Annotated in this window: 20 protein-coding genes; 14 read left to right on the forward strand and 6 right to left on the reverse strand. The window is 66.9% G+C overall.

All coding sequences use genetic code 11. The features are described 5' to 3' along the window. Positions 1 to 109 precede the first annotated feature (109 nt). Complete coding sequence (locus H7J73_RS19965) at positions 110 to 1,321, reverse strand: DNA polymerase domain-containing protein (RefSeq protein WP_435405539.1); 1,212 nt, start codon at positions 1,319 to 1,321, stop codon at positions 110 to 112. Between the two features lie 55 nt (positions 1,322 to 1,376). Between H7J73_RS19965 and fadD2 the strand changes: the two genes are divergently transcribed. Continuing rightward, positions 1,377 to 3,059 (forward strand): long-chain-fatty-acid--CoA ligase FadD2, encoded by a 1,683-nt coding sequence (gene fadD2 / locus H7J73_RS19970; protein ID WP_264069358.1) that lies wholly within the window; start codon positions 1,377 to 1,379, stop codon positions 3,057 to 3,059. 18 nt (positions 3,060 to 3,077) lie between these two features. Here the strand turns inward: fadD2 and H7J73_RS19975 are convergent, their stop codons facing one another. The 4 genes from H7J73_RS19975 to H7J73_RS19990 are packed head-to-tail and all read right to left on the reverse strand — an operon-like array spanning position 3,078 to position 7,265. Further along, positions 3,078 to 3,344, reverse strand: a complete 267-nt coding sequence (locus H7J73_RS19975) for a hypothetical protein (protein ID WP_264069359.1) — start codon at positions 3,342 to 3,344, stop codon at positions 3,078 to 3,080. Positions 3,345 to 3,366: 22 nt separating this feature from the next. Next, entirely contained in the window at positions 3,367 to 5,565 is a 2,199-nt protein-coding gene (locus H7J73_RS19980; RefSeq protein ID WP_264069361.1) for an acyl-CoA dehydrogenase family protein, read from the reverse strand. 51 nt (positions 5,566 to 5,616) lie between these two features. Beyond that, positions 5,617 to 6,582: a 2-hydroxyacid dehydrogenase gene (locus H7J73_RS19985; RefSeq protein WP_264069362.1), complete on the reverse strand. Its 966-nt coding sequence runs from the start codon at positions 6,580 to 6,582 to the stop codon at positions 5,617 to 5,619. A gap of 53 nt (positions 6,583 to 6,635) precedes the next feature. Further along, on the reverse strand, positions 6,636 to 7,265 hold the full coding sequence (locus H7J73_RS19990) for a TetR/AcrR family transcriptional regulator (protein WP_264069364.1): 630 nt from the start codon (positions 7,263 to 7,265) through the stop codon (positions 6,636 to 6,638). Positions 7,266 to 7,335: 70 nt separating this feature from the next. On the opposite strand from H7J73_RS19990, the gene H7J73_RS19995 reads away from it, so the two are divergent. The 13 genes from H7J73_RS19995 to eccE all read left to right on the forward strand — a co-directional run bounded on the left by H7J73_RS19995 (position 7,336) and on the right by eccE (position 23,873). After that, complete coding sequence (locus H7J73_RS19995; RefSeq protein ID WP_264069365.1) at positions 7,336 to 8,193, forward strand: oxygenase MpaB family protein; 858 nt, start codon at positions 7,336 to 7,338, stop codon at positions 8,191 to 8,193. A 93-nt stretch (positions 8,194 to 8,286) separates the two neighbouring features. After that, on the forward strand, positions 8,287 to 9,180 hold the full coding sequence (locus tag H7J73_RS20000) for a class I SAM-dependent methyltransferase (RefSeq protein ID WP_264069366.1): 894 nt from the start codon (positions 8,287 to 8,289) through the stop codon (positions 9,178 to 9,180). A gap of 137 nt (positions 9,181 to 9,317) precedes the next feature. Next, positions 9,318 to 11,159 carry a type VII secretion AAA-ATPase EccA gene (eccA, locus tag H7J73_RS20005; RefSeq protein WP_264069472.1) on the forward strand — a complete coding sequence of 614 codons (1,842 nt, stop codon included), beginning with the start codon at positions 9,318 to 9,320 and terminating at the stop codon, positions 11,157 to 11,159. Continuing rightward, positions 11,156 to 12,685 (forward strand): type VII secretion protein EccB, encoded by a 1,530-nt coding sequence (gene eccB, locus H7J73_RS20010; protein ID WP_264069367.1) that lies wholly within the window; start codon positions 11,156 to 11,158, stop codon positions 12,683 to 12,685. Before eccA ends, eccB begins: the two co-directional genes overlap by 4 nt. Next, a complete protein-coding gene (gene eccCa / locus H7J73_RS20015) occupies positions 12,682 to 16,668 on the forward strand; it encodes a type VII secretion protein EccCa (RefSeq protein WP_264069368.1) in 3,987 nt (1,328 codons plus the stop codon). Before eccB ends, eccCa begins: the two co-directional genes overlap by 4 nt. Next, positions 16,665 to 16,979 (forward strand): PE family protein, encoded by a 315-nt coding sequence (locus H7J73_RS20020; RefSeq protein WP_264069369.1) that lies wholly within the window; start codon positions 16,665 to 16,667, stop codon positions 16,977 to 16,979. Before eccCa ends, H7J73_RS20020 begins: the two co-directional genes overlap by 4 nt. Next, positions 16,976 to 18,541, forward strand: a complete 1,566-nt coding sequence (locus tag H7J73_RS20025) for a PPE family protein (protein WP_264069370.1) — start codon at positions 16,976 to 16,978, stop codon at positions 18,539 to 18,541. The genes H7J73_RS20020 and H7J73_RS20025 overlap by 4 nt, the downstream gene beginning before the upstream one ends. Before the next feature lie 43 nt (positions 18,542 to 18,584). Further along, complete coding sequence (locus tag H7J73_RS20030; RefSeq protein WP_264069371.1) at positions 18,585 to 18,878, forward strand: type VII secretion protein EsxS; 294 nt, start codon at positions 18,585 to 18,587, stop codon at positions 18,876 to 18,878. A gap of 24 nt (positions 18,879 to 18,902) precedes the next feature. Continuing rightward, positions 18,903 to 19,190, forward strand: a complete 288-nt coding sequence (locus H7J73_RS20035) for a WXG100 family type VII secretion target (RefSeq protein WP_264069372.1) — start codon at positions 18,903 to 18,905, stop codon at positions 19,188 to 19,190. Between the two features lie 12 nt (positions 19,191 to 19,202). Continuing rightward, complete coding sequence (locus H7J73_RS20040) at positions 19,203 to 20,063, forward strand: ESX secretion-associated protein EspG (protein WP_264069373.1); 861 nt, start codon at positions 19,203 to 19,205, stop codon at positions 20,061 to 20,063. A 29-nt stretch (positions 20,064 to 20,092) separates the two neighbouring features. After that, the gene (gene eccD, locus H7J73_RS20045; RefSeq protein ID WP_264069375.1) at positions 20,093 to 21,538 is read left to right on the forward strand and encodes a type VII secretion integral membrane protein EccD; all 1,446 of its coding nucleotides are present in this window, start codon (positions 20,093 to 20,095) and stop codon (positions 21,536 to 21,538) included. Next, positions 21,535 to 22,920, forward strand: a complete 1,386-nt coding sequence (gene mycP / locus H7J73_RS20050; RefSeq protein WP_264069376.1) for a type VII secretion-associated serine protease mycosin — start codon at positions 21,535 to 21,537, stop codon at positions 22,918 to 22,920. The genes eccD and mycP overlap by 4 nt, the downstream gene beginning before the upstream one ends. Continuing rightward, a complete protein-coding gene (gene eccE / locus H7J73_RS20055; protein WP_264069378.1) occupies positions 22,917 to 23,873 on the forward strand; it encodes a type VII secretion protein EccE in 957 nt (318 codons plus the stop codon). The genes mycP and eccE overlap by 4 nt, the downstream gene beginning before the upstream one ends. Here eccE and H7J73_RS20060 read toward each other — a convergent pair. Continuing rightward, positions 23,863 to 25,050, reverse strand: coding sequence for an alpha/beta hydrolase family protein (locus H7J73_RS20060; RefSeq protein ID WP_435405540.1), 1,188 nt, complete (start codon positions 25,048 to 25,050; stop codon positions 23,863 to 23,865). The two genes, eccE and H7J73_RS20060, sit on opposite strands and share 11 nt — an antisense overlap. Between the last annotated feature and the right edge of the window lie 5 nt (positions 25,051 to 25,055).

Consider the following 25,055-nt stretch of genomic DNA (forward strand, 5'->3'; position numbering starts at 1 on the left):
GTCATCCCCCGATCCCTGCCAGAGGCCTACCCGAAGCCGGCCGATTCAACACAACGGCCGACATCACCGCAGTTCAGCCGCCGCGAAACCATGATTCGAGTAGGTCGGCTCACGTTCTCCACGGCGAATAGTCGGCGATGAGCTGTTCCTGGGTTGGGCGCTGATCCTCGGGTACATGCTCCAGGTTGATCCGGATCCGGTACCAGATCGAACTCGGCCCGCGCATCCCGTCGACCAGGATGTCCGTCGGTTCCAGACGATCGGCCGGTCCGGGGTAGCGCTGCTTCCAGGTCGCCAACGCGATCATCGCCTCGTCCTTGGTTTTGGTCCGGGCGATCTCGATCAACGGCTTGGACGAGACGCGGTTGCCGCTGCCGTCCGAGCGTCGAGCACCCTTGGGCGCCCTCTCCGCGGGGCCCAGTTCTTCGGCCAGCGCAAGTAGTCGGTCCAAGCCGCCGGCGGCGGAGTCCATGCCGGCCCACGGATCGCCGATGGCGGCGAAGCGTTGGGGCACGGTGACGGCCGTGAACTCCTCGGGCCGGCAGCCGGGCACCTCGGCCCAGTGCAGGGGCGTCGAGACCCTGGCGTCAGGTAGCGCCCGAATCGAGTAAGCCGACGCCACTGTGCGGTCCTTGGCGTTCTGATTGAAGTCGACGAACACGCCATGGCGCTCTTCCTTCCACCAACGACTGGTGGCCAGCTCGGGGGCGCGGCGCTCGACCTCCCTGGCAACCGTCTCGGCGGCCAGCCGAACCTGCCGATACGGCCAGTCCGGTGCGATACGGGCGTAGATGTGGAACCCGCGGGATCCCGAGGTCTTGGGCCACGCGGTGAGGCCGTGGTCCTCCAGGACCGCGCGGGCGACCAGTGCAGTGTCCACGATTTGTTGCCAGTCGACCCCCGGCATGGGGTCCAGGTCGACGCGCAGTTCGTCGGGATGTTCCAGATCGCCGGCCTGCACTGGGTGTGGATTGAGGTCGACGCAGCCCAGGTTGACGGCCCAGGCCAGGCCGGCGGCATCGTGGATGACGGCTTCTTTCGCCGAGGTGCCCGAGGCGTATTTCAACTCCGCGACGTCGATCCAGTCGGGACGCTTCTCCGGGGCCCGTTTCTGGAAGATCGCCTCGGCATTGATGCCCTTGACGAAGCGTTTGAGGATCATCGGCCGCCCTGCGACACCGCGCAGTGCGCCCTCGGCGACTGCGAGGTAATAGTTGACCAGATCGAGCTTCGTCAGGCCCATCTCGGGGAAGACCACCTTGTCCGGATGGGTCACGGACACCTCGCGACCGGCTACCTCCAGCAATAAAGGACCGGCCATACCAGTCATGGTATTTCCCAACCTGGCTGCGACGCCCGTCACATATTGTGGTGGCATGCCGAACCTCACAAATGTGCCGTTGCAGATAGCCGCCAAAGCGCAGCAGTATTTGGAACGAGGGTCGGCCGAGCTGCACTACGTCCGCAAGATGTTCGAAGCAGGCGTGTTCAAGGTGGAGCACCCGCAGAACATCGCGGGCATGGTCGCCGATATCCGCAAGTGGGGCGAGTTCGGCATGATTCCGGCCCTCAACGCGCGCCGCACGCCCGACGGGATCGCGATCATCGACGACGACGGTGAGATGACGTTCCGCGAGCTGGACGAGGCTGCGCACGCGGTGGCCAACGGGTTGCTCGCGATGGGCGTCAAAGGCGGCGACGGCGTTGCGCTGCTGATCCGCAACCACCGCTGGTTCCTGGTTGCCCTCTACGGAGCTGCGCGTACCGGTGCCCGGTTGATCCTCCTCAACAGCGAATTCTCCGGACCTCAGATCAAGGAAGTGTCCGAGCGCGAAGGCGCGAAGGTCATCATCTATGACGACGAGTACACCTCTGCCGTGGCCAAGGCCGAGCCGCCGCTGGGCAAGATTAGGGCGCTCGGCAAGAATCCCGACAAGGACGAGCCGTCCGGGTCCACTGACGAGACTCTCGCGGAGTTGATCGCCCGCAGTAGCAAAGGCCACGCGCCGAAGGCGACGTCGCATTCGAAGATCATCATCTTGACCAGCGGCACCACCGGCACTCCGAAGGGCGCCAACCGCAGCTCGCCGCCGTCGCTGGCCCCCATCGGCGGGGTGCTCTCGCACGTGCCATTCAAAGCGGGCGAAGTGACGTCGCTGCCAGCGCCCATGTTCCACGCGCTCGGCTTCCTGCATGGCACCATCGCGATGATGCTCGGCTCAACCTTGGTGCTGCGCCGGCGGTTCAAGCCGTCGACCGTGCTGGAGGACATCGAAAAGCACAAGGTGACGGCCATCGTGGTGGTGCCCGTGATGCTGTCGCGCATTCTGGACCAACTCGAGAAGACCGATCCCAGGCCGGACCTGTCGAGCCTGCGCATCGTGTTCGTCTCGGGCTCCCAACTCGGGGCCGAGCTGGCCACCAGGGCCATGAAGGATCTCGGTCCGGTCGTCTACAACCTTTACGGCTCAACGGAAATCGCGTTCGCGTCGATCGCGCGCCCGCAGGATCTGAAGAAGAACCCGGCCACCGTCGGGCCCGTCGTCAAGGGGGTGAAGGTCAAGCTCTTCGACGAGAACGGGAAAGAGGTACCCAAGGGCGAGGTGGGCCGGATCTTCGTCGGCAACACCTTCCCGTTCGAGGGGTATACCGGCGGCGGCGGCAAGGCGATCATCGACGGACTGATGTCCTCGGGTGACGTCGGGTACTTCGACGAGCACGGACTGCTCTACGTCAGCGGTCGCGACGACGAGATGATCGTGTGCGGTGGCGAGAACGTATTCCCCGCCGAGGTGGAGGACCTCATCAGCGGCCACCCCGAGGTCGTCGAGGCCACCGCACTCGGCGTCGAGGACAAGGAGTGGGGCCACCGGCTGCGGGCGTTCGTCGTGAAGACCGAGGGCGCCACCGTCGACGAGGACGCCATCAAGCTCTACGTCAAGGAAAACCTGGCGCGTTACAAGGTTCCGCGTGAAGTGATCTTCATGGACGAGTTGCCGCGCAACCCGACGGGCAAGATTCTCAAGCGGGAACTACGCGAGATCGAGGTCGACAGCTAAGGGCGTGAGGGCAGCTGATCACGGCCCGTTGACGTAATTCGACAGACACCACGGGTTGCCCCGGCAGGCGATGATCGCGCCCGCATCCGGGGCAGCACCGCGAACACGGTTCTGCCGCGGTGGCAGGTTGCAGTTCTGCACGTACGGATTCAGCGGGATCACGCCGTTCACGCAGGGTGCCGCGGTGACCGCCGCGGGGGCGGCCAGCTGTGGCACCACGACGAAACCTGCTGTTGCAGCGGCACACACCAGCAGACGTGAAAGTCGTCGAGCGGAAATTCGCATCCTGCCTCGACGGTACGCCTAACTACGGATCGCGCGGCAGGCCGAGGAGTCGTTCGGCGATGATGTTGAGCTGCACTTCGGTGGTGCCGCCGTAGATGGTCGTGGCACGGCTCCCGAGTAGCCACTCCACCCATTTGCCGGACAACGTCTCCAGGTCGCCGACGACGGCGTCGGTGCCGAAGGACTCGACTGCGAATTCCGCGTAGCCCTGGCCCGTCTTCATCGACAGCAGCTTCGAGATCGCCGCCGACGGCATCGCGTCGCCACCGGCGAGCGTCAGCAGCGTCGAGCGCATGTTGAGCAGCTTCGCGGCATGGCCCTCCGCGATCAGTTGGCCCGCTCGGTTCTGAGCGATCTGATCGAGCTGACCGGCCTTGACGAATTCGACGAAACCGTCCAGCGTGGCAAGGAATCCGGGCTCGCTGCTACCGATCGACACCCGTTCGGCGGTCAGTGTGTTGCGACTGACTTCCCAGCCGCGGTTGACCTCGCCGAGCACCATGTCGTCGGGCACGAAGACGTCGTCGATGAAGACGGTGTTGAACATCGCGTTGCCGGTCAGCTCGCGCAGCGGCTTGACCTCGACACCCTCGCTCTTCATATCGAGCAGGAAGTACGTAATGCCATTGTGTTTCGGAGCGCTCGAGTCCGTCCGCGCGAGCAGCGCTCCCCACTGTGAATACTGTGCGCCGGTGGTCCAGATCTTCTGACCGGTGATCCGCCAGCCTCCTTCGACCTTGGTGGCCTTGGTCGACAGGCTGGCCAGATCGGAGCCGGCGCCGGGCTCGGAAAACAGCTGGCACCAAATCATTTCGCCGCGGAACGTCGGCGGCAGGAAGCGTTGCTTCTGCTCGTCGGTGCCGAACGCGACGATGGACGGGATGATCCAGGCGGCGATACCCATCGGGGGCCGCTTGACCTTTCCGGCCGGGAATTCCTGCGCGATGATGATCTGCTCGATCGGGCCCGCGGCGCGGCCCCACGGCTTGGGCAAATGAGGCTGCACCCAACCGCCCTCGGCGATCGCGACCAACCGCTCTTCGCGGGAAAGTGCTTTCAGGCCGGCAACTTCGGCGCGAATCTCCTCGCGGAGCTTCTCCGTGTCCGGGTCGAGATCGATGTCGATGCTGCGCATACCGGTACTGGTCGCCGTGTCGACAACGAGTTGCGGGTAGTCGGTCGCGCGACCGAAACAGGCGGCCAGCAGCAGCGCCCGGCGGTAGTACACGTTGGTGTCGTGCTCCCAGGTGAACCCGATACCGCCGTGCACCTGGATGCAGTCCTCGGCGCAGTGCTGGGCGGCGTGCGGAGCCAGCGTCGCGGCGACTGCGGCGGCGAAGCCGGCATGCGCGTTCTCGTCACCGTTGCGGGCATCGTCGATTGCTCGGGCGGCGTCCCACACCGCCGCCGTCGCACGCTCGGTGACGGCGATCATCTGCGCGCACTTGTGTTTGACGGCCTGGAACTGGCCGATCGGCCTGCCGAACTGTTCGCGGATCTTGGCGTAGGCCGCTGCGGTGTCGGTGGCCCAGCGCGCGACACCGATCGCCTCGGCCGACAGCAGGGTCGACATCAGTGCGCGCGCGTCGTCACGGCTCAGGTTGCTCAGCACCCGGTCTGCCATATCTGCACCGACCTCGACGGCGTTGACCCGCACATGGGCCACCGGCCGCAGCGGGTCGATGCTGGTGACGGGTTCGATCTCCAGGTCGGCGGCGTCGAGGACCACCCACTCTTCACCACTGTCGATAGATACCGGCAACACCAGGATCGAGGCCTGCGCGGCGGCGGGCACCGCGCGCACCTCGCCCCGGATGACGAGTGACTCGCCCTGCCGGGTGGCGGTCAGACCGGAATCGATGGCGTACGCGGCGATCGCGTCACCGGACGCGAGATCGGCCAGCAGGGGTGAGTCGGGGTCGTGTGCGGAGATCAGCGCACTCGCGATCGCCGAGGGGACGAACGGTCCGGGTACTGCGCCGTAGCCGAACTCGGCCAGCACGATCGCCAGCTCGAGGATGCCGAAACCCTGGCCGCCGACGGACTCGGCCAGGTGCAGACCCTGCAGTCCCTGCTCGGCGGCGGAACGCCAGTATGGCGGCGGGTTGACGATCGGAGTTTCGAGTGCTTCGTGCAGGACGTCCGACGGTGCCACACGCTCAACCAGCGAGCGCACCGAATCGGCGAGGTCGACATGTTCGGAATTGACGGCGATCGGCATACGTTGCCCTTCCCTCTTAACCGGTTGGTTGGGAAAGACACTACCTCTGGGTCAGATTCGATTGACCACGGAGTACGGTGCTAATCCGTCGCGCAGCCGGCGGCAGTTGTTGATAGCTGCGACGAGGTAGCGCGTCATGGTGTCGGCGGTGTACCAACTGACATGCGGAGTGAGCAGCACGTTGTCGAGGCTCAGCAGTGGGTTGTCCGGTGCGACCGGCTCTTCGGTGAACACGTCGAGAGCGGCCGCCGCCAGCTGTCCGCTGCGCAGGGCCTCGACCAGTGCGCCTTCGTCGACCACTCCGCCCCGTGAGGTGTTCACCAGAATGGCGCCGGGCTTCATCTTGGCGATCGCCTCCGCGTCGATCAGCCGTTCGGTGGCGGGGGTCAACGGCAGGTGCAGCGAGACGATATCGCTGTTCTTGAGCACTTCGTTGAGTGTTGTCCAGTGCACGTGGAACTCGTCCCGGGTGCTGCTGGTGTGGATGACGTGGGTGCCCATCGTGCGGACGATCTGTTCGACCCGCTTGGCGACGTTGCCGTAACCCACCAGGCCGACGGTGCAGCTGCCGAGGTCGCGCACGTTGTCGCCGAGCTCGGGGTCGGCCGGCCAGCCCCGGCCCTCCCGGGTGAGCCGGTCGAGCTGGGGGAGCCGGCGCAGCGCGGCGAGCATCATCATCACGGTGGCCTCCGCGACCGAGGGTGCGTTGGCGCCGGGCATATTTGCGACCGCAACACCGCGTTTGGTCGCGGCCTCGAGGTCGATGGTGTTCACCCCGGCGCCCAGCTTGTGGATCAGTTTCAGTTTCGGGGCGCGCTCCAGATCGGCATCGGTCAGCGGTCGCAGCACGTGCCAGATGACCGCGGCCTCGGGAAGCTCACGATGCAGTGCCTCGTCATCGTCCTCGGCGACCCATCGAATATCGAGCCAATCCGCTTCCGCGGCAACCTGGTCGGCGACTTTACTGCCTGGCGTAAAATGCGCGAGAACCCTCAGTGCCGCCTTTTCGCTATCCATTGCGCGATCGTATAGGGGGCACCCGACTCGTCGGACCGCCCGCTCGGCGCAGGTTAACCACGGTAGAGCGCCGGGTCGGCGAATCCGTCCAGGATCGACGTCAGCTGATCGACGAGTTCGCCTGTTTCCATGGGTATTTCGCCGGCCAGCCAGGCACTGATGGTTTGGCTGACGCCGCCGACGACGAAGTGGGCGGTCGCGCTGACGCGACTGTTCTGCTCGACGCGCAGCGCCGCCTGGATGTGCTCACCGGACAGCATGGCGAACAGTCCGCCGTGCTCGCTGCGTTTACGTAGCACGATCGCGTTGGAGAGCCGAGCACTGAACAGCAGCCGGCCGATCCGCGGGTCGGCGGCAATGGTCGAGACGATGTTGGTGATGCCGGCACGGTTCTGTTCCTGAAGGGGAGCCGCGGCCACTGCGGCCTGAGTGGTGGCGGCCAGTCCGGCGGTCACCGTATCGACTACTTCGGCGACGAAGGTGTCCTTGTCGGTGAAGCTCTCGTAGAAGTAGCGCAGGGCCAGGCCGGCCTGCTGACACACTGCCCGGACCGTCAGCTCATCCGGCGCTGCCGCACCGCCGAGCAATTCCAGCCCTGCGTCGAGAAAGCTGCTCCTGCGCTGGGCAAGCCGCTCTGGTGCCTCGACCCCGCGATAGCTCCGGACCTGCGCCATGACGACCATCTTGACACCTGTCGGCTGCGCAGGGCAATATCAGGAAACGGACGTTCTCACATTTGGTTCAGGGGTGATCATGGCGGTCAGAAACTCGGTGCGGCAGCTGAGGATGCGCCGGGGCGCCGGCCTCGAAGACGGCATGATGGGCGTTGCCCTGCTGGCCGGGGCCGCGAACGTGATCATGCAGTTGGGCCGGCCCGGTGTCGGTTACGGCGTCATGGAATCGCGCGTGGAGAGCGGGCGTATCGACAAGCATCCGATCAAGCGGGCGCGCACCACCTTCACCTACCTTGCGGTCGCGTCGATGGGAACCGACGAGCAGAAGAAGGCCTTTCGTCGTGCGGTCAACGGCGCTCACGCCCAGGTGTACTCGACCGACGATAGTCCGTTGTCCTACAACGCTTTTGACAAGGATCTTCAGCTGTGGGTGGCGGCCTGCCTCTACAAGGGCGGGGTCGACGTGTATCGGACCTTCATCGGCGAGATGGACGACGAGACCGCCGACCTGCACTACGCGCAGGGCATGTCACTGGGCACCACGCTGCAGGTGCCGCCGGAGATGTGGCCCGCCGACCGCGCCGCATTCGACAGGTACTGGCAGGAATCGCTTCACCAGATACACATCGACGATGCGATCCGGGAGTATCTGTACCCGATCGCCGCCAGTAGGATTCGCGGTGTCCGCCTACCCGCCCGGATGCAACAGGCCTCGGATAACGTCAATCTGCTGATCACGACAGGCTTTCTGCCACAACGCTTCCGAGATGAAATGCGGCTGCCGTGGGACCCGCAGCGGCAGCGCCGCTTCGATCGGCTGATGAAGGTGATCGGCACGGTCAACAACGCCATGCCCCGGTTCGTGCGGCAGTTCCCGTTCAACGTCCTGCTGCGCGATCTGGACTGGCGGATCAAAACGGGCCGACCCCTGGTTTAGCCATCATCGTGTGAGTGGTCGGTGTCTCCCGCTTGACCGGTTCATGTGTGCGAGGCTCGTGGCACCGCAGCTACACGCAGTAGCCTCGGCGGGATGCGTACCGACGACGACAGCTGGGACATCACCACAAGCGTTGGCTCGACGGCATTGTTCGTCGCCGCCGCCCGTGCTCTTGAGGCGCGGAAGCCGGATCCGCTGGCTGTCGATCCCTATGCCGAGGTGTTCTGTCGGGCGGTCGGCGGCAGGTGGGCCGACATCGTCGACGGCAAAGCGCCCGAGAACAGGCTGCGCACCGAATGGGGCAGCCATTTCGTCGATTTCCAGGGCGCCAGAACCCGCTACTTCGACAATTACTTCGTCCGGGCCGCCGATAGCGGTGTGCGTCAGGTCGTCCTGCTGGCGGCCGGGCTGGATTCCCGCGCCTACCGGCTGCCGTGGCCCAAGGGCACCGTGGTTTTCGAGCTGGATCTGCCGCGAGTCCTCGACTTCAAGGGCCGGGTGCTCGCCGATCGTGGTGACCACCCGACGGCGCAGCGCCGCGAGGTCGCCGTCGACCTACGCGACGACTGGGTCCGAGCCCTGCTCGATGCCGGCTTCGATCGGACCACACCGGCGGCGTTCCTCGCCGAGGGGCTGCTGATCTACCTACCCGCCTCCGCGCAGGGAGAATTGTTTGCTGGAATCAACTCGCTCGCCTGCTCGGGCAGCCATGTGGGTATCGAGGAGGGCGAGCCGATGCCAGATCAGGCATTTGAGTTCCTCAAAGCCCGCGAACGCGCCGAGGGCAGTGACGACATCTTCTTCGGGCTCATCTACAACCAGCAGTACGCCCGTGCTGATGACTGGTTCGGCGAGCGCGGCTGGACCGCGAAGGCGACCCCGCTGGCTGACTATCTCACGCAGATGGGGCGCGCGCTCCCGCCCTCAGATTCCGAAGCTACTCAGATGATCCGGTCCAACACTCTGGTCAGTGCAGTAAAAGCCTAGTTCGGCGACCCGGACGCCACCGTTCGACGATCTCGACTGTTAGGTTATGCGATGCTAACTTTTTGAAGTTAGCGTAGGCATATCTAACTGAAGGAGACGGCGGGAGCCGCGCCATGCTGCGCCCGCTCACATTGCCCATGGATATCGGTAGTGACACCCTCGCGGTGCAGGCCGGCGCGCGGACGCCAGGCCGGGTGGACGGCGACGTCGTCAGTCGGTTCGCGACGTGCTGTAGAGCGCTGGGTCTGTCGGTTTACGATCGTCGCCGCCCCGCCGATCTGGTTGCTGCGCGATCGGGATTCGGTGCGCTCACCCGGGTCGCGCACGACCAGTGCGACGCCTGGACCGGATTGGCCGCAGCCGGTGACACCTCTCTTCGCGTCCTGCACGCTGTGTCCGACACCGCCGCCACCGCAGGCGTGTTGCAGCGCCAGGTCGAACTGGCCCCGGAATCCCTTGGCTTCCAGTACGACGCCGGGTTGTACCTGCAGTTCCGCGCGACCCGTCCCGCCGATTTCCCGCTGGCCTATGCCGCGGCGCTGGCCGCGGCCGGCCGGTACGCCGAGGCCGCTGTCTTACTCCCCGGTGTGACGTCGCTGCAGTCCCGATGGGTCGCGGTGGCAGTGAACTACCGGGCGCAGCGCTGGTCGGATGTCGTCAAGCTGCTCACCCCGATCGTCAACGACGACAGCCTCGACGAGCTCTTCGCACACGCCGCCAGGATCGCCCTCGGCACGGCGCTGGCCCGGCTCGGGATGTTCGCACCCGCGTTGTCCTATCTGGAAGATCCGAGCGGACCGGTGGCGATCGCCGCCACCGACGGTGCCTTCACCAAGGCGCTGGCGCTGCGTGCGCACGGCGACGAGGAGACCGCCGCCGAGACCCTGCAGGACCTCTACGCTGCGAACCCGGAGAACGAGCAGATCGAGCGGGCGCTGTCGGATCCGTCGTATGGCATCGTCATTTCTTCTGCGGCGCGTATCGATGCGCGTTCTGACCCGTGGGACGTCGAGACCGAGCCCAGTGAAGCCGATTTCGTTGATCCGGGTGCTCATGAGCGTAAGGCGGTGTTGCTCGCCGAGGCCGAGGAGCAATTGGGTGAGTTCATCGGGCTCGATGAGGTCAAGGATCAGGTGTCGCGGCTGAAGAGTTCGGTGGCGATGGCGTTGTTGCGCCAGGAGCGCGGTCTTGCGGTGGCGCAGCGTTCACATCATTTGGTGTTCGCGGGTCCGCCCGGGACCGGTAAGACGACCATTGCGCGGGTTGTGGCGAAGATTTATTGCGGGCTGGGGTTGTTGAAGAAGGAGAATGTCAAGGAGGTGCATCGGGCTGATCTGATCGGTCAGCACATCGGTGAGACGGAGGCGAAGACCAACGCCATCATCGACAGTGCCCTTGACGGGGTGTTGTTTTTGGATGAGGCGTACGCCTTGGTGGCCACTGGTGCCAAGAACGATTTCGGGTTGGTGGCCATCGACACGTTGTTGGCGCGGATGGAGAACGACCGCGACCGGCTGGTGGTCATCATCGCCGGTTATCGTGCTGATCTGGACCGGTTCCTCGATACCAACGAGGGTTTGCGGTCGCGTTTCACTCGCAGCATCGACTTCCCGTCCTACACCGCTGCTGAGTTGGTTGAGATCGCCAATGCTATGGCGGGGCAACGGGACAGTGTCTTCGAGCAGGCCGCTCTTGATGATCTGCAGGCGCTGTTCGGGCAGTTGGCGGCCTCGTCGAGCGCCGATGCCGCCGGTGTCGACCGGCGCAGTCTCGATATCGCCGGTAACGGCCGGTTTGTCCGCAACGTTGTCGAGCGCTCCGAAGAGGAGCGCGAGTTCCGGCTCGATCACCGGGAGAACTCGGTCCAGGCCGGCGATGACATCTTCACCGACGAGGACCTGATGACCATCACCGCCACCGACGTCCGGACCTCGGTGGTACCTCTGCTGCGTGGGCTGGGATTGACGGTGCCCGCATGAGCGACGACACCTCCGGCGATGACGACCGCCGCTCGTTCACGGCCCGCACCCCGGCCAATGCGAATCCCGACCGGGTGACCTACCGGCGTGGTTTCGTCACCCGCCATCAGGTGACGGGATGGCGATTCGTCATGCGCCGCATCGCGTCCGGCGTGGCGCTGCACGACACCCGGATGCTGGTCGACCCGCTGCGATCCCAGTCGCGGGCCGTGCTGATGGGCGTGCTCATCCTGATCACCGGAGTCATCGGCTGTTTCGTGTTCTCGCTGATCCGGCCCAACGGCGTCGCCGGTGACAACGCGGTTCTCGCCGACCGGGACACCGCCGCCCTGTATGTCCGGGTCAACGAGGAACTACATCCCGTACTCAACCTGACTTCCGCCCGCCTGATCGTCGGCAAGGCCGTCAATCCGGTTCAGGTGAAGAGCTCAGAGCTGGACAAGTTTCCGCGGGGCAACGTGATCGGTATCCCTGGCGCGCCCGAGCGGATGGTGCAGAGCGCATCGCGCGACGCCGACTGGACCGTCTGCGACGGAACCGGTGCCGCGCCGCAGGGCGTGACCGTCATCGCCGGTGCCCCCGCCGTCGGTGGCGAGCGTGCCGCGAACCTCTCCGAGGGCAACGCTGTCCTGGTGAACAACGGGCCGGCCAGTTGGCTGTTGTGGGACGGGCGCCGCAGCGCCATCGATCTGGCCGATCGGGCAGTCACTTCCGCATTGGGATTCGGAGTGGATATTTCTGCCGCTCAACCGATCTCGGCCGGCTTGTTCAACGCGATCCCGGAGAGCGCGCCGCTGGCCATGCCGCCGATCCCGGCAGCGGGCACGCCGCCGCAGTTCCCGCTGCCGGTGCCGGCTCCGGTCGGGGCTGTGGTCGTCGCCTACGGGGCCGACGACGCGCTGCTCTACTACGCGGTTCTGCCCGACGGTCTGCAGCCCGTCTCCCCGGTGCTCGCGGCGATACTGCGCAATACCGATTCCTACGGCCTGAGTCAGCCGCCGCGCCTGGGTGCCGACGATATCGCCAGGATGCCGGTTTCGCGGGTCATCGACACTGCCGCGTATCCGGCGCAGCGACTCACGCTGGTCGACGCGCAGGCCGCTCCGGTCACCTGCGCGCGATGGACGAAACCCGTTGATGCCGCCACGAGTTCGTTGTCGCTACTGTCCGGCTCGGCGCTGCCGCTGGCTGACGGAGTGCACACGGTCGACCTCGTCGGCGGCGGACAGGGTGGCTCTGCCGCCCGGGTCGCGCTCGCACCCGGTTCGGGATACTTCGTGCAGACGGTCGGTCAGGAGCCGGCGTCGCCGGCTGCCGGCTCGCTGTTCTGGGTGGCCGACACCGGTGTCAGGTATGGCATCGAAGCGGGCTCGAATCCCGATGACATCGACAAAACCGTTGCCGCACTGGGGTTGACCCAGCCGGCGACCCCAGTGCCGTGGTCCGTGCTCTCCCTGTTCTCGCCGGGGACTGCGCTGTCGAAGGCCGACGCGTTGACGGCTTATGCCGGGACGGAGAACCGATGAGCAGGCTGATCTTCGAGGCCCGTCGCCGACTGCCGCGCCCCCGGTCGCGGCAGGGCACGATCACCATCGAGGCACCCCCTGAGTTGCCCCGCGTCGTGCCGCCGTCGCTGCTTCGGCGCGCGCTGCCCTATCTGATCGTCATCCTGATCGTCGGGATGATCATCGCGCTGGTCGCCACCGGAATGCGGCTGGTGTCGCCGCAGACGCTGTTCTTCCCCTTCGTGCTGTTGTTGGCCGCCACCGCGCTCTACCGAGGCACCGACAACAAGATGCGCACCGAAGAGGTCGACGCCGAGCGAGCCGACTACCTGCGCTACCTCTCGGTGGTCCGTGACAACGTGCGGGCTCAGGCCACCGCACAGCGGGTTGCGCTCGAATGGTCGCATCCCAACCCTGCTGCGCTGGCGGGGATCCTCGGTGTCCGCGGACATCGTCGGCAGTGGGAGCGTGATCCCCACGACTCGGACTTCTTGGTGGTGCGCACAGGTCTGCACGACGTTGCGTTGGAGACCACTCTGCGGGTCAAGGACAGCGCCGACGAAATCGATCTGGAACCGGTGTCGCACAGCACCCTTCGTGGACTGCTCGACACGCAGCGCACGGTCCGCGATGCCCCGACCGGAATCGACCTGACGAAGGTCTCGCGTATCACGGTGCTCGGCGACTCTCGCGAACAGGCGCGGGCTGCGGTGCGGGCCTGGCTGGCGCAGGCCGTCAGCTGGCATGACCCGTCGGTCCTCGGCGTCGCGCTGGCCAGCCCGCACCTGGAGTCGGCAGACTGGTCATGGCTGAAATGGCTACCGCACGTGGACATTCCCGGCGAGATCGACAGCCTGGGCCCGGCTCGTTACCTTGCCGCCAATACCGACGAGCTGATCGCGAAGATCGGCCCGGTCCTCGCGGGCCGTGCACTCTTCGGAGGTTATGACGGCGCCGCCGACCAGTCGCTGCGCCATCTGGTGATCCTCGTCGACGACCCCGGATACGACCTGAACAGCTCGGTGCTGTCCGTCGGACTGGCCGGCGTCACGGTGGTGCACCTCTCGGATACACCCCCGCACCGAGAGCAATACCCGGACCCGGAGCGGCCGATCCTGCGGGTCGCCGACGGCACCGTCGAACGCTGGCTCACCGGCGGTTGGCGGCCCTATGTCGACCACGCCGACACCATGACGACCGACGAGGCCGCACATCTGGCCCGGCTGCTGTCGCGCTGGGATTCCAACCCCACCCACGCCGGTCTCCGCTCCGCGGCGACCAGAGGCGCGACGTTCACCACGCTGCTGGATATCGCCGACGCCTCCGAACTCGACGTCCCCACACTGTGGGCGCCCCGGCGCCGGGAGGACGAACTGCGGGTCCCGATCGGCGTGACCACCACGGGGGAGCCGCTGTACTTCGATCTCAAGGACGAGGCCGAAGGCGGGATGGGCCCGCACGGCCTGATGATCGGCATGACGGGATCGGGTAAGTCCCAGACGCTGATGTCGATTCTGTTGGCGCTGTTGACCACTCACTCGGCGGAGCGTCTGATCGTGATCTACGCCGACTTCAAGGGGGAGGCCGGTGCGGATATCTTCCGCCACTTCCCCCAGGTCGTCGCGGTGATCTCCAACATGGCCGAGAAGAAGTCGCTGGCCGATCGATTCGCCGACACCCTGCGTGGCGAGGTGGCCCGGCGCGAGACGCTGCTGCGCGAGTCCGGGCGGCGTATCCAGGGCAGCGCTTTCAATTCGGTGACCGAGTACGAGGCGGCTCGCGATTCCGGTGCGCCGGGCACCGCCGACCTCCCGCCGCTACCGACGCTCTTCGTTGTCGCCGACGAGTTCACGCTGATGCTGGCCGACCATCCCGAATATGCCGAACTCTTCGATTACGTTGCCCGCAAGGGCCGCTCGTTCCGTATCCATATCCTGTTCGCATCGCAGACGCTGGATGTCGGCAAGATCAAGGACATCGACAAGAACACCTCCTACCGGATCGGTCTGAAGGTGGCCAGCCCGGCCGTGTCACGTCAGATCATCGGCGTCGAGGATGCTTACCACATCGAATCGGGTAAAGAGCACAAGGGCGTCGGCTTCCTGGTGCCCGCACCGGGAGCGGATCCGGTCAAGTTCCGCAGCACCTACGTCGACGGGATCTACGATCCGCCGCGTGCGCTGAAATCGTATGTGGTGCCGATGGTCCCGGAACCCAGGCTGTTCACCGCCGCGGCGGTCGACGTCGACCAGGACCTCGTCGTGCTGCCCGATCATGACGACGAGTCGGTCGGGCCGCCCAGGAAGTTGATTGCAACCATCGGTGATCAACTCGCCGCCTACGGCCCGTACGCACCGCCGCTGTGGCTGCCGCCGCTGGACGAGCCGATCCCGTTGACGTCGGTGCTCGCCACCGCCGGGGTTCCCGCGGGGATGCTGCGCTGGCCGCTCGGCGAGATCGACCGGCCCTTCGAGATGCGCCGGGATCCCTTGGTCTTCGATGCGATGTCCGCGGCGGGCAACCTGCTGATCCACGGCGGACCCAAATCAGGCAAGACCACGGCGTTGCAGACCTTCATCCTGTCTGCCGCCGCCCTGCACTCGCCCGACGAAGTGTCGTTCTACTGCCTGGACTATGGCGGCGGGAAGCTGCGTGATCTGGAATCGCTGACGCATGTCGGCAGTATCGCGTCGCCACTGGAGGGTGAGCGGATACGGCGGACCTTCGGTGAGCTCGAGGCGTTGCTGCTGGCGCGCCAGCAGGCGGGGCATGGTGGCGGGCCCGTCTCCCGGGTCTTTTTGGTCATCGACAACCTCTACGCGTTCAGTCGCGACAACACCGACCAGTTCAACACCCGTAATCCGTTGCTGGCCAAGGTGACCGAACTGGTGAACGTCGGGCTGGCGTACGGCATCCACGTCGTCATCACCACCCCGAACTGGCTCGAGGTCCCGCTGGCCATGCGTGACGGGCTCGGCCTGCGGCTGGAGCTGCGATTGGCCGATCCGCGGGACAGCAATGTCCGGGTGGCCGGCGCGCTGCACCGGCCGGCGGAGAGCGTCCCGTTCGAGCAGCCCGGTCGCGGCCTGACCATGGCCGCCGAGCATTTTCTTTTCGCCGCACCACAACTCGACCAGATCGCCGCGATCAACGCCCGATATCCGGGCGCTCACGCGGCCGGGGTGCGGTTGTTGCCCACCGATCTCGATCCTGGCGAGGTGGCCCCGCTCTACCGCGGCCAGGAGCAGGTGGTGATCGGCCAGCGTGAGGACGATCTCGCCGCGGTGGCGCTCGACTTCGCCGAACAACCGCTGCTGATGGTCCTCGGCGACACGAAGTCGGGAAAGACCACCCTGCTGCGTCATCTCATCCGGACCATTCGGGAGAACTCGACGGCCGATCAGGTGGCGTTCACCGTGCTGGATCGCAGGCTGCACCTTGTCGAGGAGCCGCTGTTCCCCGACAACGAATTCACCGCGAACATCGACCGGGTGGTTCCGGCGATGTTGGGTCTGTCGGCCATCATCGAGGGGCGCCGCCCGCCGATCGGGATGTCGGCCCGCGAACTGTCCGGCTGGAGCTATTCGGGGCATATCCATTACCTGCTGATCGACGACGTCGACCAGATCCCGGACAGCCCGGCCCTGAGCGGACCTTACGTCGGGCAGCGGCCGTGGACACCGGTGATCGGATTGCTCTCCCAGGCGGCCGACCTCGGTCTGCGCGTGATCGTCACCGGCCGGGCTACCGGTTCCGGGCATGCCTTGATGACCAATCCGTTACTGCGACGGATGAACGACCTGCAGGCGTCGACCCTCATGCTCTCGGGCAACCCGCAGGACGGCGGCAAGATTCGCGGTCACCGATTTGCGCGGCTGCCGGCCGGACGTGCGGTGCTGCTCGATGACAGCGATTCGGCCACCCACCTTCAGCTCGTCCACCCACGAGTCGCGCAGCACAGCGGCTCGCCACGCAGGGAAACAGGAAGGGAATACCCGTCATGACGCTTCGAGTCGTACCCGAGGGACTGGCAGCCACCAGCGCGGCCGTCGAGGCTCTGACAGCCAGGCTCGCCGCCGCCCACGCCGCCGCCGCGCCGCTGATCACCGCAGTGATCCCGCCGGGGGCTGACGCGGTATCACTGCAGACCGCAGCGGGATTCAGCGCCCAAGGCAGCGAGTACAGCACTGTCGCCGCGCAGGGCATCGAAGAACTCGGCCGCTCCGGCGTCGGCACGGGCGAATCCGCCACCAGCTACGCCACCGGTGACGCGCAGGCTGCCATGACTTACCTGATGGCCCGCGGCGGCCGATGACCGCCCCGGTCTGGTTCGCCGCACCTCCGGAGGTGCACTCGGCCCTGCTCAGCAGCGGCCCTGGGCCCGGGGCGTTGTTGGCGTCGGCAGCTGCATGGAGTGCGTTGAGTGCCGAATACTCCAGTGCGGCAGCCGAGTTGGCGGCTCTGCTCGGGTCGGCGCAAGGATCCTGGCAGGGCCCGAGCGCTGAGCAGTATGCGGCCGCGCACGCGCCGTATCTGGGCTGGCTGACGCAGACGAGCATCGACGGCGCCGCGGTGGCCGCCCGACAGGAGACAGCAGCTGCCGCCTACTGCGCGGCGCTGGCAACCATGCCGACGCTGGGCGAGTTGGCCGCCAACCACGTCGTGCACGGGGTGTTGCTCGGCACGAACTTCTTCGGCATCAACACGATTCCGATCGCGGTGAACGAAGCGGACTACGCCAGGATGTGGATGCAGGCTGCGGCGGTGATGAGCGGTTATCAGGCCGTTGCCGGGACCGCGTTGGTGTCGGCGCCCAGGATGAGCCCAGCGCCGACCGTGCTGGTGCCCGGCGTCGGTGAGGCGGGTGACGCGGCGGCCGATGCAACCGGGACCGCCGCGCAGGCGCAGGCCGCGGAAGCCGGCCAGGCGATGGGCAACCCGATCGCCGACTGGCTTGAGCAGTACATCAGATCGTTCCCCGGCGGCGACATGATCTGGGACTTCCTGACAAATCCCGTCGAGACGATCGAGCAGATGCTCACCGACCTGTTCACCAACCCGTCGGGCTTCTGGGTGGCGTGGGGGCCGTTGATCTCCGCGCTCGTCTACCAGGTGATCTTCCAGCCCCTCGGCTGGACGACGTGGGGGCTGATCCTCTCGTCGCCGTTCCTGATTCCCTTGCTGGCCGCCACCTCGTTGGCCATGCTGGGGCTGCTTGCCCTGGTTCCGCCCGGGCCCGTTGCCATGCCGGACACCACGATTCCTGGGCGGGATCAGAGCAGCTGGCCGGTGGCCGGCATCGCGCCGGCCGTTCCGACAGCGCCGACGGCCGCGCTGGCCGGCAGTGCCGCCCCCGCCGTCCCCGCAGCACCCGCGGTGGCCGCACCTGCAGCCGCCGCCCCGCCCGTCGCGGTCACCTACGCCATTCCCGGTCTCGATCCGGACGAGCGGTTCGGCCCAACGGTCGGTGGCGGTAACGCCGCCAAAGCGCCCGCCTCGGGTATCGCCGCGGCAGCGGCGGCAGTCGCCCTGGCCTCGGCCGTTGCGAAGGCACGGGCCCTCCGGCGTCGCGGCGTGTCGATCAAGGGGCGTGGGTTCCGCGACGAGTACATGACGATGAACGGCCGACCGGAGGCGCCGCGCACGGAAAGGTCGACCGAAGGACCGGCCACGACCCAGGCCTCGCAGCAGGGCGGAGGCAGCCTCGGGCAGGCCGGTGGTTTCGCCGGGACCGCGGGCAGGACCCGAACCGCCGACACTGCCGGGCTGACCACTCTGGCCGCGGACGCTTTCGGTAGCGGCCCGACAGCTCCGATGTTGCCCGGTAGCTGGGGCGCTGCGCCGGCCGGGGAGGGGGAAACACCTGAGCGTCCCTAGCACCGAAAATCACTGAAGCCAACAATGATTGGAGAACAATAGGATGAGTCTTCTCGACGCACACATTCCGCAGATCATCGCCTCGGAGGCGGCGTTCGGTACCAAGGCGGCCCTCATGCGCAGCACCATCGGGCAAGCCGAGCAGGCCGCGATGTCGGCGCAGGGATTCCACGTCGGCGAATCGTCTGCCGCCTTCCAGTCCGCGCACGCCCGCTTCGTGGATATCGCGGCACGGGTCAACATGTTGCTCGACGTCGCCCAGGCCAATCTCGGTGACGCCGGCGCCACCTACGTCGCCCAGGACGCGGCAGCGGCCAGCACCTACGGCAGTCACTGAACGAGCTGAAAGGAACGAATCACCATGTCGCAGATCATGTACAACTACCCGGCGATGCTCGGCCATGCGGGTGAGATGTCCGGCTTCGCCGGTGTGTTGCAGGCCGTCGGTGCGGATATCGCCAGCGAACAGGCCGCGCTGTCCAACGCGTGGGCCGGCGATACCTCGATCACCTACCAGGCCTGGCAGGCGCAGTGGAACCAGGCGATGGAGGATCTGGTCCGCGCCTATCGCGCCATGGCCGGTACGCACGAGACGAACACCATGTCGATGCTCGCGCGGGATCAGGCCCAAGGCGCCAAGTGGGGCTAGTCCGGTACTGCCGTGGCTAACGCCGTCGAGCTGACGGTCGACGCGGCGTGGTACATCGCGGATGCGGTGGGGGCCGGCTCTTTTCCCTGGGTGCTGGCCATCACCCCGCCCTACCAAGAGGTCTCCGAACGGGCGGCGTTCACCGCCAGACAGATCGGTGAACTGGCCCAACTCGGGGTCGTCGCCGCCGACACCGGGCGGATCGACGCCGAGGTCGCCGGGTGGATCAAGGCGGTGTGTTATCCGGACCGCTGGCTCGAATTGCGTTATGTCAAAGTCAGTTCCGGCTCCGCCCCGGACGACGCATCGATGCTGCGCGGTTTCGTGGCCCGCCGTGGTGTGCGGACTGTCGTCGCGATGCGCAGTGCGCAGCTGGTCACCTTCACGGCGATGGACATCGATGATTCGTCCGCACTGGTGCCCGTTCTGGCGGCCGGACTCTCGGCGCGGGCACCCGCCCGCTTCGCCGAGTTCGCGATGCCCGCCAAAGTTGGCGCGCGGGCGGACGAACAACTGCGCGGAGGAGCCGATCTCGCCGGGGTGCTCGACTACCTCGGCATCCCCAGCTCCGCCAGGCCCGTGGTGGAATCGGTCTTCTCCGGTCCACGTACGTACGTGGAAGTCGTTGCCGGCCAGCGCCACGCTGGCACCTCCACCACCACTGAGGTCGGTATCGCCGTCGTCGACACCGTCGAAGGCCGAGTGCTCGTCAGCCCGGCCCGAGCGTTCGACGGCGAATGGGTGTCGACCTTCGCGCCTGGAACACCCTTCGCGATCGCCCTGGCCCTCGACAATCTGACCGCGACTCTGCCTGAGGGGCAATGGTTTCCGGCCGCCCAACTCTCCCGTGACTTCACCACCCGCAGTAACTGAGCTCAAGAACGAAAGAGAAGAACCGAACTATGACAGAACCCACGGGGTCATCGGGGACGACTGTGCTGCTGCCGATCGTGCGGGTGGCGATAGTCGCCGACAGCCGGATGACGGAAGTCGCGCTGCCCGCCGAACTACCGCTGCGCGAGATCCTGCCCGCGGTGCGCCGCCTGCTGCAGACCGGCGACGACGACTCCGCCGACTGGGATGACCGGAGCACCGGCGGCGCGCAGCGGCTGAGCCTCGCCCCGATCGGTGGAGCGCCGTTCAGCCTTGACGCCAGTTTGGACACTGTCGGAGTCGTCGACGGGGATCTGCTTGCACTGCAGGCAGTGCCGGTGGGACCGGCAGCCCCGGGCATCGTCGAGGACATCGCCGACGCTGCGGTCATCTTCTCCGAGTCACGCACGAAACCGTGGGGCACCCGACACATCCAGGCGATCGCCCGCACCGGCGTGGTGGCGCTCGTCGCGGCTGTGACGGGCCTGGCGGCCGCGCACAGTGTGGTCACCGGCGCGGCGGCTGGTCTTTACGTCGTCAGCGCGCTGGCCGCGGCCACGGTCGTGGCGGCGCTGCTGTTGCGGGCCAGGGCGTTACGTCCCGCCGGCGAAGTGTCGATCGTCGCGCTGGCGCCGATCGCCGCCGCATTCGTGCTCGCGATCCCCGGTGGCGTCGGGGCCGCGCAGGTGCTGCTCGCCGCCGCCGGGGTCACCGCCTGGTCGCTGATCTGCCTGATCCTGGGCCGGGACGGCTTCGAACACGAGCTGTCCTTCTTCACCGCTGCCACAGTGGTCGGTGCGGGTGTCCTGCTGGCCGCAGCCGCAGCGTCGGTCTGGCAGCTGCCGCTGGTGACCCTGGGTTGCGGCCTGGTCGTGCTGTCACTGCTGGTCACCATCCAGGCTGCGCAACTCTCGGCACTGTGGGCCCGTTTTCCTCTCCCCGTCATTCCCGCGCCGGGTGACCCGGCCCCGTCGGCACCGTCGTTGCAGGTCCTCGAGGATCTACCGAGGCGCGTGCGAGTCAGCAACGCCCATCAGACAGGTTTCATCGCCGGCTCGGTGCTGCTGGCGGTCCTCGGCTCGCTCCTCGTTGCCGGCCGTCCGGAGGCGCCCGGTGGATGGGGCTGGTACCTGGTCATCGCCATCTCGGCAGCTGCCGTGCTGCGCGCCCGCGTTTGGGACACCGCCGCGTGCAAGGCGTGGCTGCTAGCCGAGCCGTATCTCGTCGCGCTCGCTCTGGTGGTCGTCTTCGCCACCCAACACCGCTACGTGGTGGCATCGGTGACCCTGGCCGTGCTGGCCATCTTGGTGCTGGCCTGGGTCGTCGTCGCGACCAACCCGCGGCTGGCGTCGCCGGAGAGCTACTCGCTACCGATGCGCAGGCTGGTGGGTTTCATCTCCTCGGCTGTCGACGCCTCGCTGATCCCGGTGATGGCCTATCTCGTCGGGATCTTCACCTGGGTGATCAATCGATGAAACCCGTCGTACGGGTGGCGGCAGCCGGTCTCACGGTGATGCTGCTGGCCAGCCCGTCTGCGTGGGCCATCAGCCCACCGGTCGTAGAGGAGTCGGCGGCGCCGCCGTCGGGCAGTACCGGGCCCGCAGTGCCGATGACGCAGCGGACCGAATGTGTCACGACAGGCGTATTACCCGGCACCCTCGACATGCCCGGGGCTGGCGCGGCACCAGCGCAGACCATGCTGAATCTGTCTGATGCATGGCGCTTTTCACGCGGTGAGGGGCAGACGGTCGCCGTGATCGACACCGGGGTGCGCCGCGGTCCGCGGCTGCCGAACGTCGAACCCGGCGGCGACTATGTGGCCAACACCGACGGACTCACCGACTGCGACGGCCACGGGACGCTGATCGCCGGCATCATTGCGGGGCAGCCTGGTGACGATGCGTTCTCCGGGGTGGCGCCCGGCGCGCGGGTGCTCGCGATCCGGCAGACCTCATCGGCCTTCGCGCCCCGCACTCCGACCGAGGATCCCGCACTGGCCCGGGCCGCCATCGACACCGCCTCACTGGCCCGGGCTGTCGTGCACGCCGCCGATCAGGGTGCCAGTGTCATCAACATCTCGACCGTGACGTGCCTGCCTGCCGACAACACCGTCGACCAGGCGGCGCTCGGCGCAGCGCTGCGTTACGCGGCGGTGGACAAGGACGTGGTGATCGTCGCGGCCGCGGGCAATGCCGCCCCGTCGGGGCTGTCCGGTGGCGCCGCCTGTGAATCCAATCCGCTCAACGGATCCGGCAGCCCCGGGGATCCGCGTGACTGGGCTGGGGTCACGTCGGTCTCGTCGCCGTCATGGTGGCAGCCCTATGTGCTGTCGGTTGGCTCGACGAGTTCAACCGGTCAGCCGTCGGCATTCACGATGGCCGGACCGTGGCTGGGGATCGCGGCGCCCGGTGAGAACGTCGTCTCCCTGAGCAACGGCGACGGCGGGGGACTGGCCAACGGTATGCCCGGTGGCCGTGGCGAGCTGACCAGCCTCAGCGGGACCAGTTACGCGGCGGCCTATGTCTCCGGAGCGGCCGCGCTGGTCCGCAGCCGGTTCCCGGACCTCACCGCGGCACAGGTGATCGACCGCCTCACCGCGACCGCACATCGCGGCGCACAGGCCCCGTCGAACGTCATCGGGGCGGGCAGCGTCGATCCGGTGGCGGCGCTGACCTGGCAACTGCCCGACGTCGGCCCCACCGGCCCCGTGCCGGCTAAACACATTGCCGCGCCGGCACTACCGGCTGCAGAGAACCACACCTCGCGCACCGTCGCGTTCGCCGGAGCGGCGGCCCTGCTGCTGGTTGTCGGTGCCACCGCGTTCGCCGCGCACCGTCGAAAGGAACAGGATCAGTGAGTCGAGGGCGGATCGTCCTGCCAGGATCGGGCCGAATCACACTGGTGCTGTTAGCCGTTGTGCCGGCGGCCATGGCCTACCCGTGGCGGGCCACCAACGAGCGCTGGATCCTGGGGATCGCTATCGGCGTGGTGGTCGTGCTACTCAGCTGGTGGCGTGGTCTGCCCGTGACGAGCATCGCGCGCCGGCGGCTGAGTCTGCTGGCCGGGCGGGCCGGCCGCGAACCGGGCGCACACACACTGGTCGACCGCTCGGCAGCCGATGCACGGACGACCGCGGTACTGCGGGTGTTGCATGACCGGGACGGCGAGCTGCCGTTGCCGCTGATCGCGGAATACCTCGATCGCTATGGCATCCGCTGTGAGACCGTGCGCGTCACCAGCCGGGATACCCCCGTCGGGCGGAGCACCTGGATCGGACTGACCGTCTCCGCGGCCGCGAATCTGGCTGCGCTGCAAGCACGGTCGGCCGACATCCCGCTACGGGAAACCGCCGAGATCGCCGCCCGTAGGCTGGCCGATCACCTCCGTGAATTGGGTTGGGCCATCAGCACCACCGATGTCGACATCCCCGATCTGCTCGGGCCGCAGGTCACCGAGCGGTGGCGAGGTGTGCAGGACGGCGCCCACGGCTACATCGCCGCCTACGCTGCGCCGGCACAGCCGGACACCCTGGCGCAACTGTGGTCCGACCCGGTTTCCGAAGTGTGGACTGTGCTGCAGTTCAGCGGTTCCGGCGATGAGGTACTGGTTTCGGTGGCCTGTGCTGTGCGCTCGGACGACCTTCCCGCCGCGCCGCCGGTACCGGGCCTGATTGCTCAACATGGCGCGCACCGCACGGCGCTGGCAGCACTGCATCCACTATCCACCGGTTACGTTGTCGCGCCGACAGTTTCGTGGCAGTCGGTGGCTGGACTGAGATGGCCGGCTAGCCGGATTCCGGTCAGAACATGAACGTCCGCAGGAACCTGGTCATCCGGCGCAGGTATTCCGGCTGGCTCACATGCAGGACGTGATTGCCGGGAAACCAGTGCAAAGCACAGCGGTCCCAGTGCTCCCAGAGGGCTTCGGCCTGCTGCGGTGGGGCCAACCGGTCACCGAGTCCGGTGATGATGAGCCGCCGATCCTTCGGCACGCGCGGCGCGTAATTCAGCGGTGAGTGGTACGACGAGGCCGCAGCCGACTCAACCTTGCTGACCCCGCCTGCCTTGCGCCCCAATGTCACCAGCTTGTTCGCCGGGAACCAGTCGTCGAAGGCCGATTCAGGCGTCACCAGCGGAACATTGGGGATGACGGCGGCCAGCCGGTCGTCGGCAGAGGCGATCAGCGACGAGGTGTACCCGCCCAGGGACATACCGGTCAGGGCAATTCGCCCGACACCGGTGTACTCCAGATAATCCAATACCGATCGGAAATCATGCACGGCCTGCGCCATGGATTCGGCGAACCCCGCCATGCCGTTGGCGAAACAGCCGTAACCGCTGAACGGCGAATACTTCTCCGCGCGACGACCGTGGAACGGCAGCGTGTACAGGACGATGTCGTAGCCCGAGCGGAAGAACCAAGGCAGCGAGAAGAACAGCCCGTTGAACATGTAGGCGGAGCCGAGGAAGCCGTGGATCACGCACAGTGTGGGCCGCGGCCCGTCCTCGTCGTGGCGCCAATGCTGGGCGTGCACAACGTTGTTGCGTTCGAGGCGCTGCCACCGGAGCCGCATCGCGGGATTGACCGGTTCGAAGCTGCTGGTGAAGCGGAGGTGTTCGACGTGGCCGTGGGCCATCCAGTTGGCCAGCGGGTTGGCGGCCCGCGCCGAGACCGCGGGGGCCACGGTCGGGGCCGGAAACGACGCCGTGCTGTCCTGGCGGGCTGCGAGATCGGCGTAGAACGCCAGGTTGTCGCGTTCGGCCTTGAGCTCGCTGCGGCGCAGGGTGGCGGCGATTACCGGGGGCAACATCGCAACTCCCACCAGGGACGCCACTGCGGTGCGCAGGCCGATATCGGCCACCACTGACGCGTCGACGATGGCGCGCTGTCCTGCGGTCAGCTCGGAGCGGGACGGCAGACCGCGGGAATCGGCGTCGCCGCCGGGGATATCGGGAACGAGGGCAGGTGCATCGACAGGTGCGGCCACGATCG

It is taken from the genome of Mycolicibacterium komossense (assembly GCF_025822605.1).
Taxonomy (GTDB): domain Bacteria; phylum Actinomycetota; class Actinomycetes; order Mycobacteriales; family Mycobacteriaceae; genus Mycobacterium; species Mycobacterium komossense.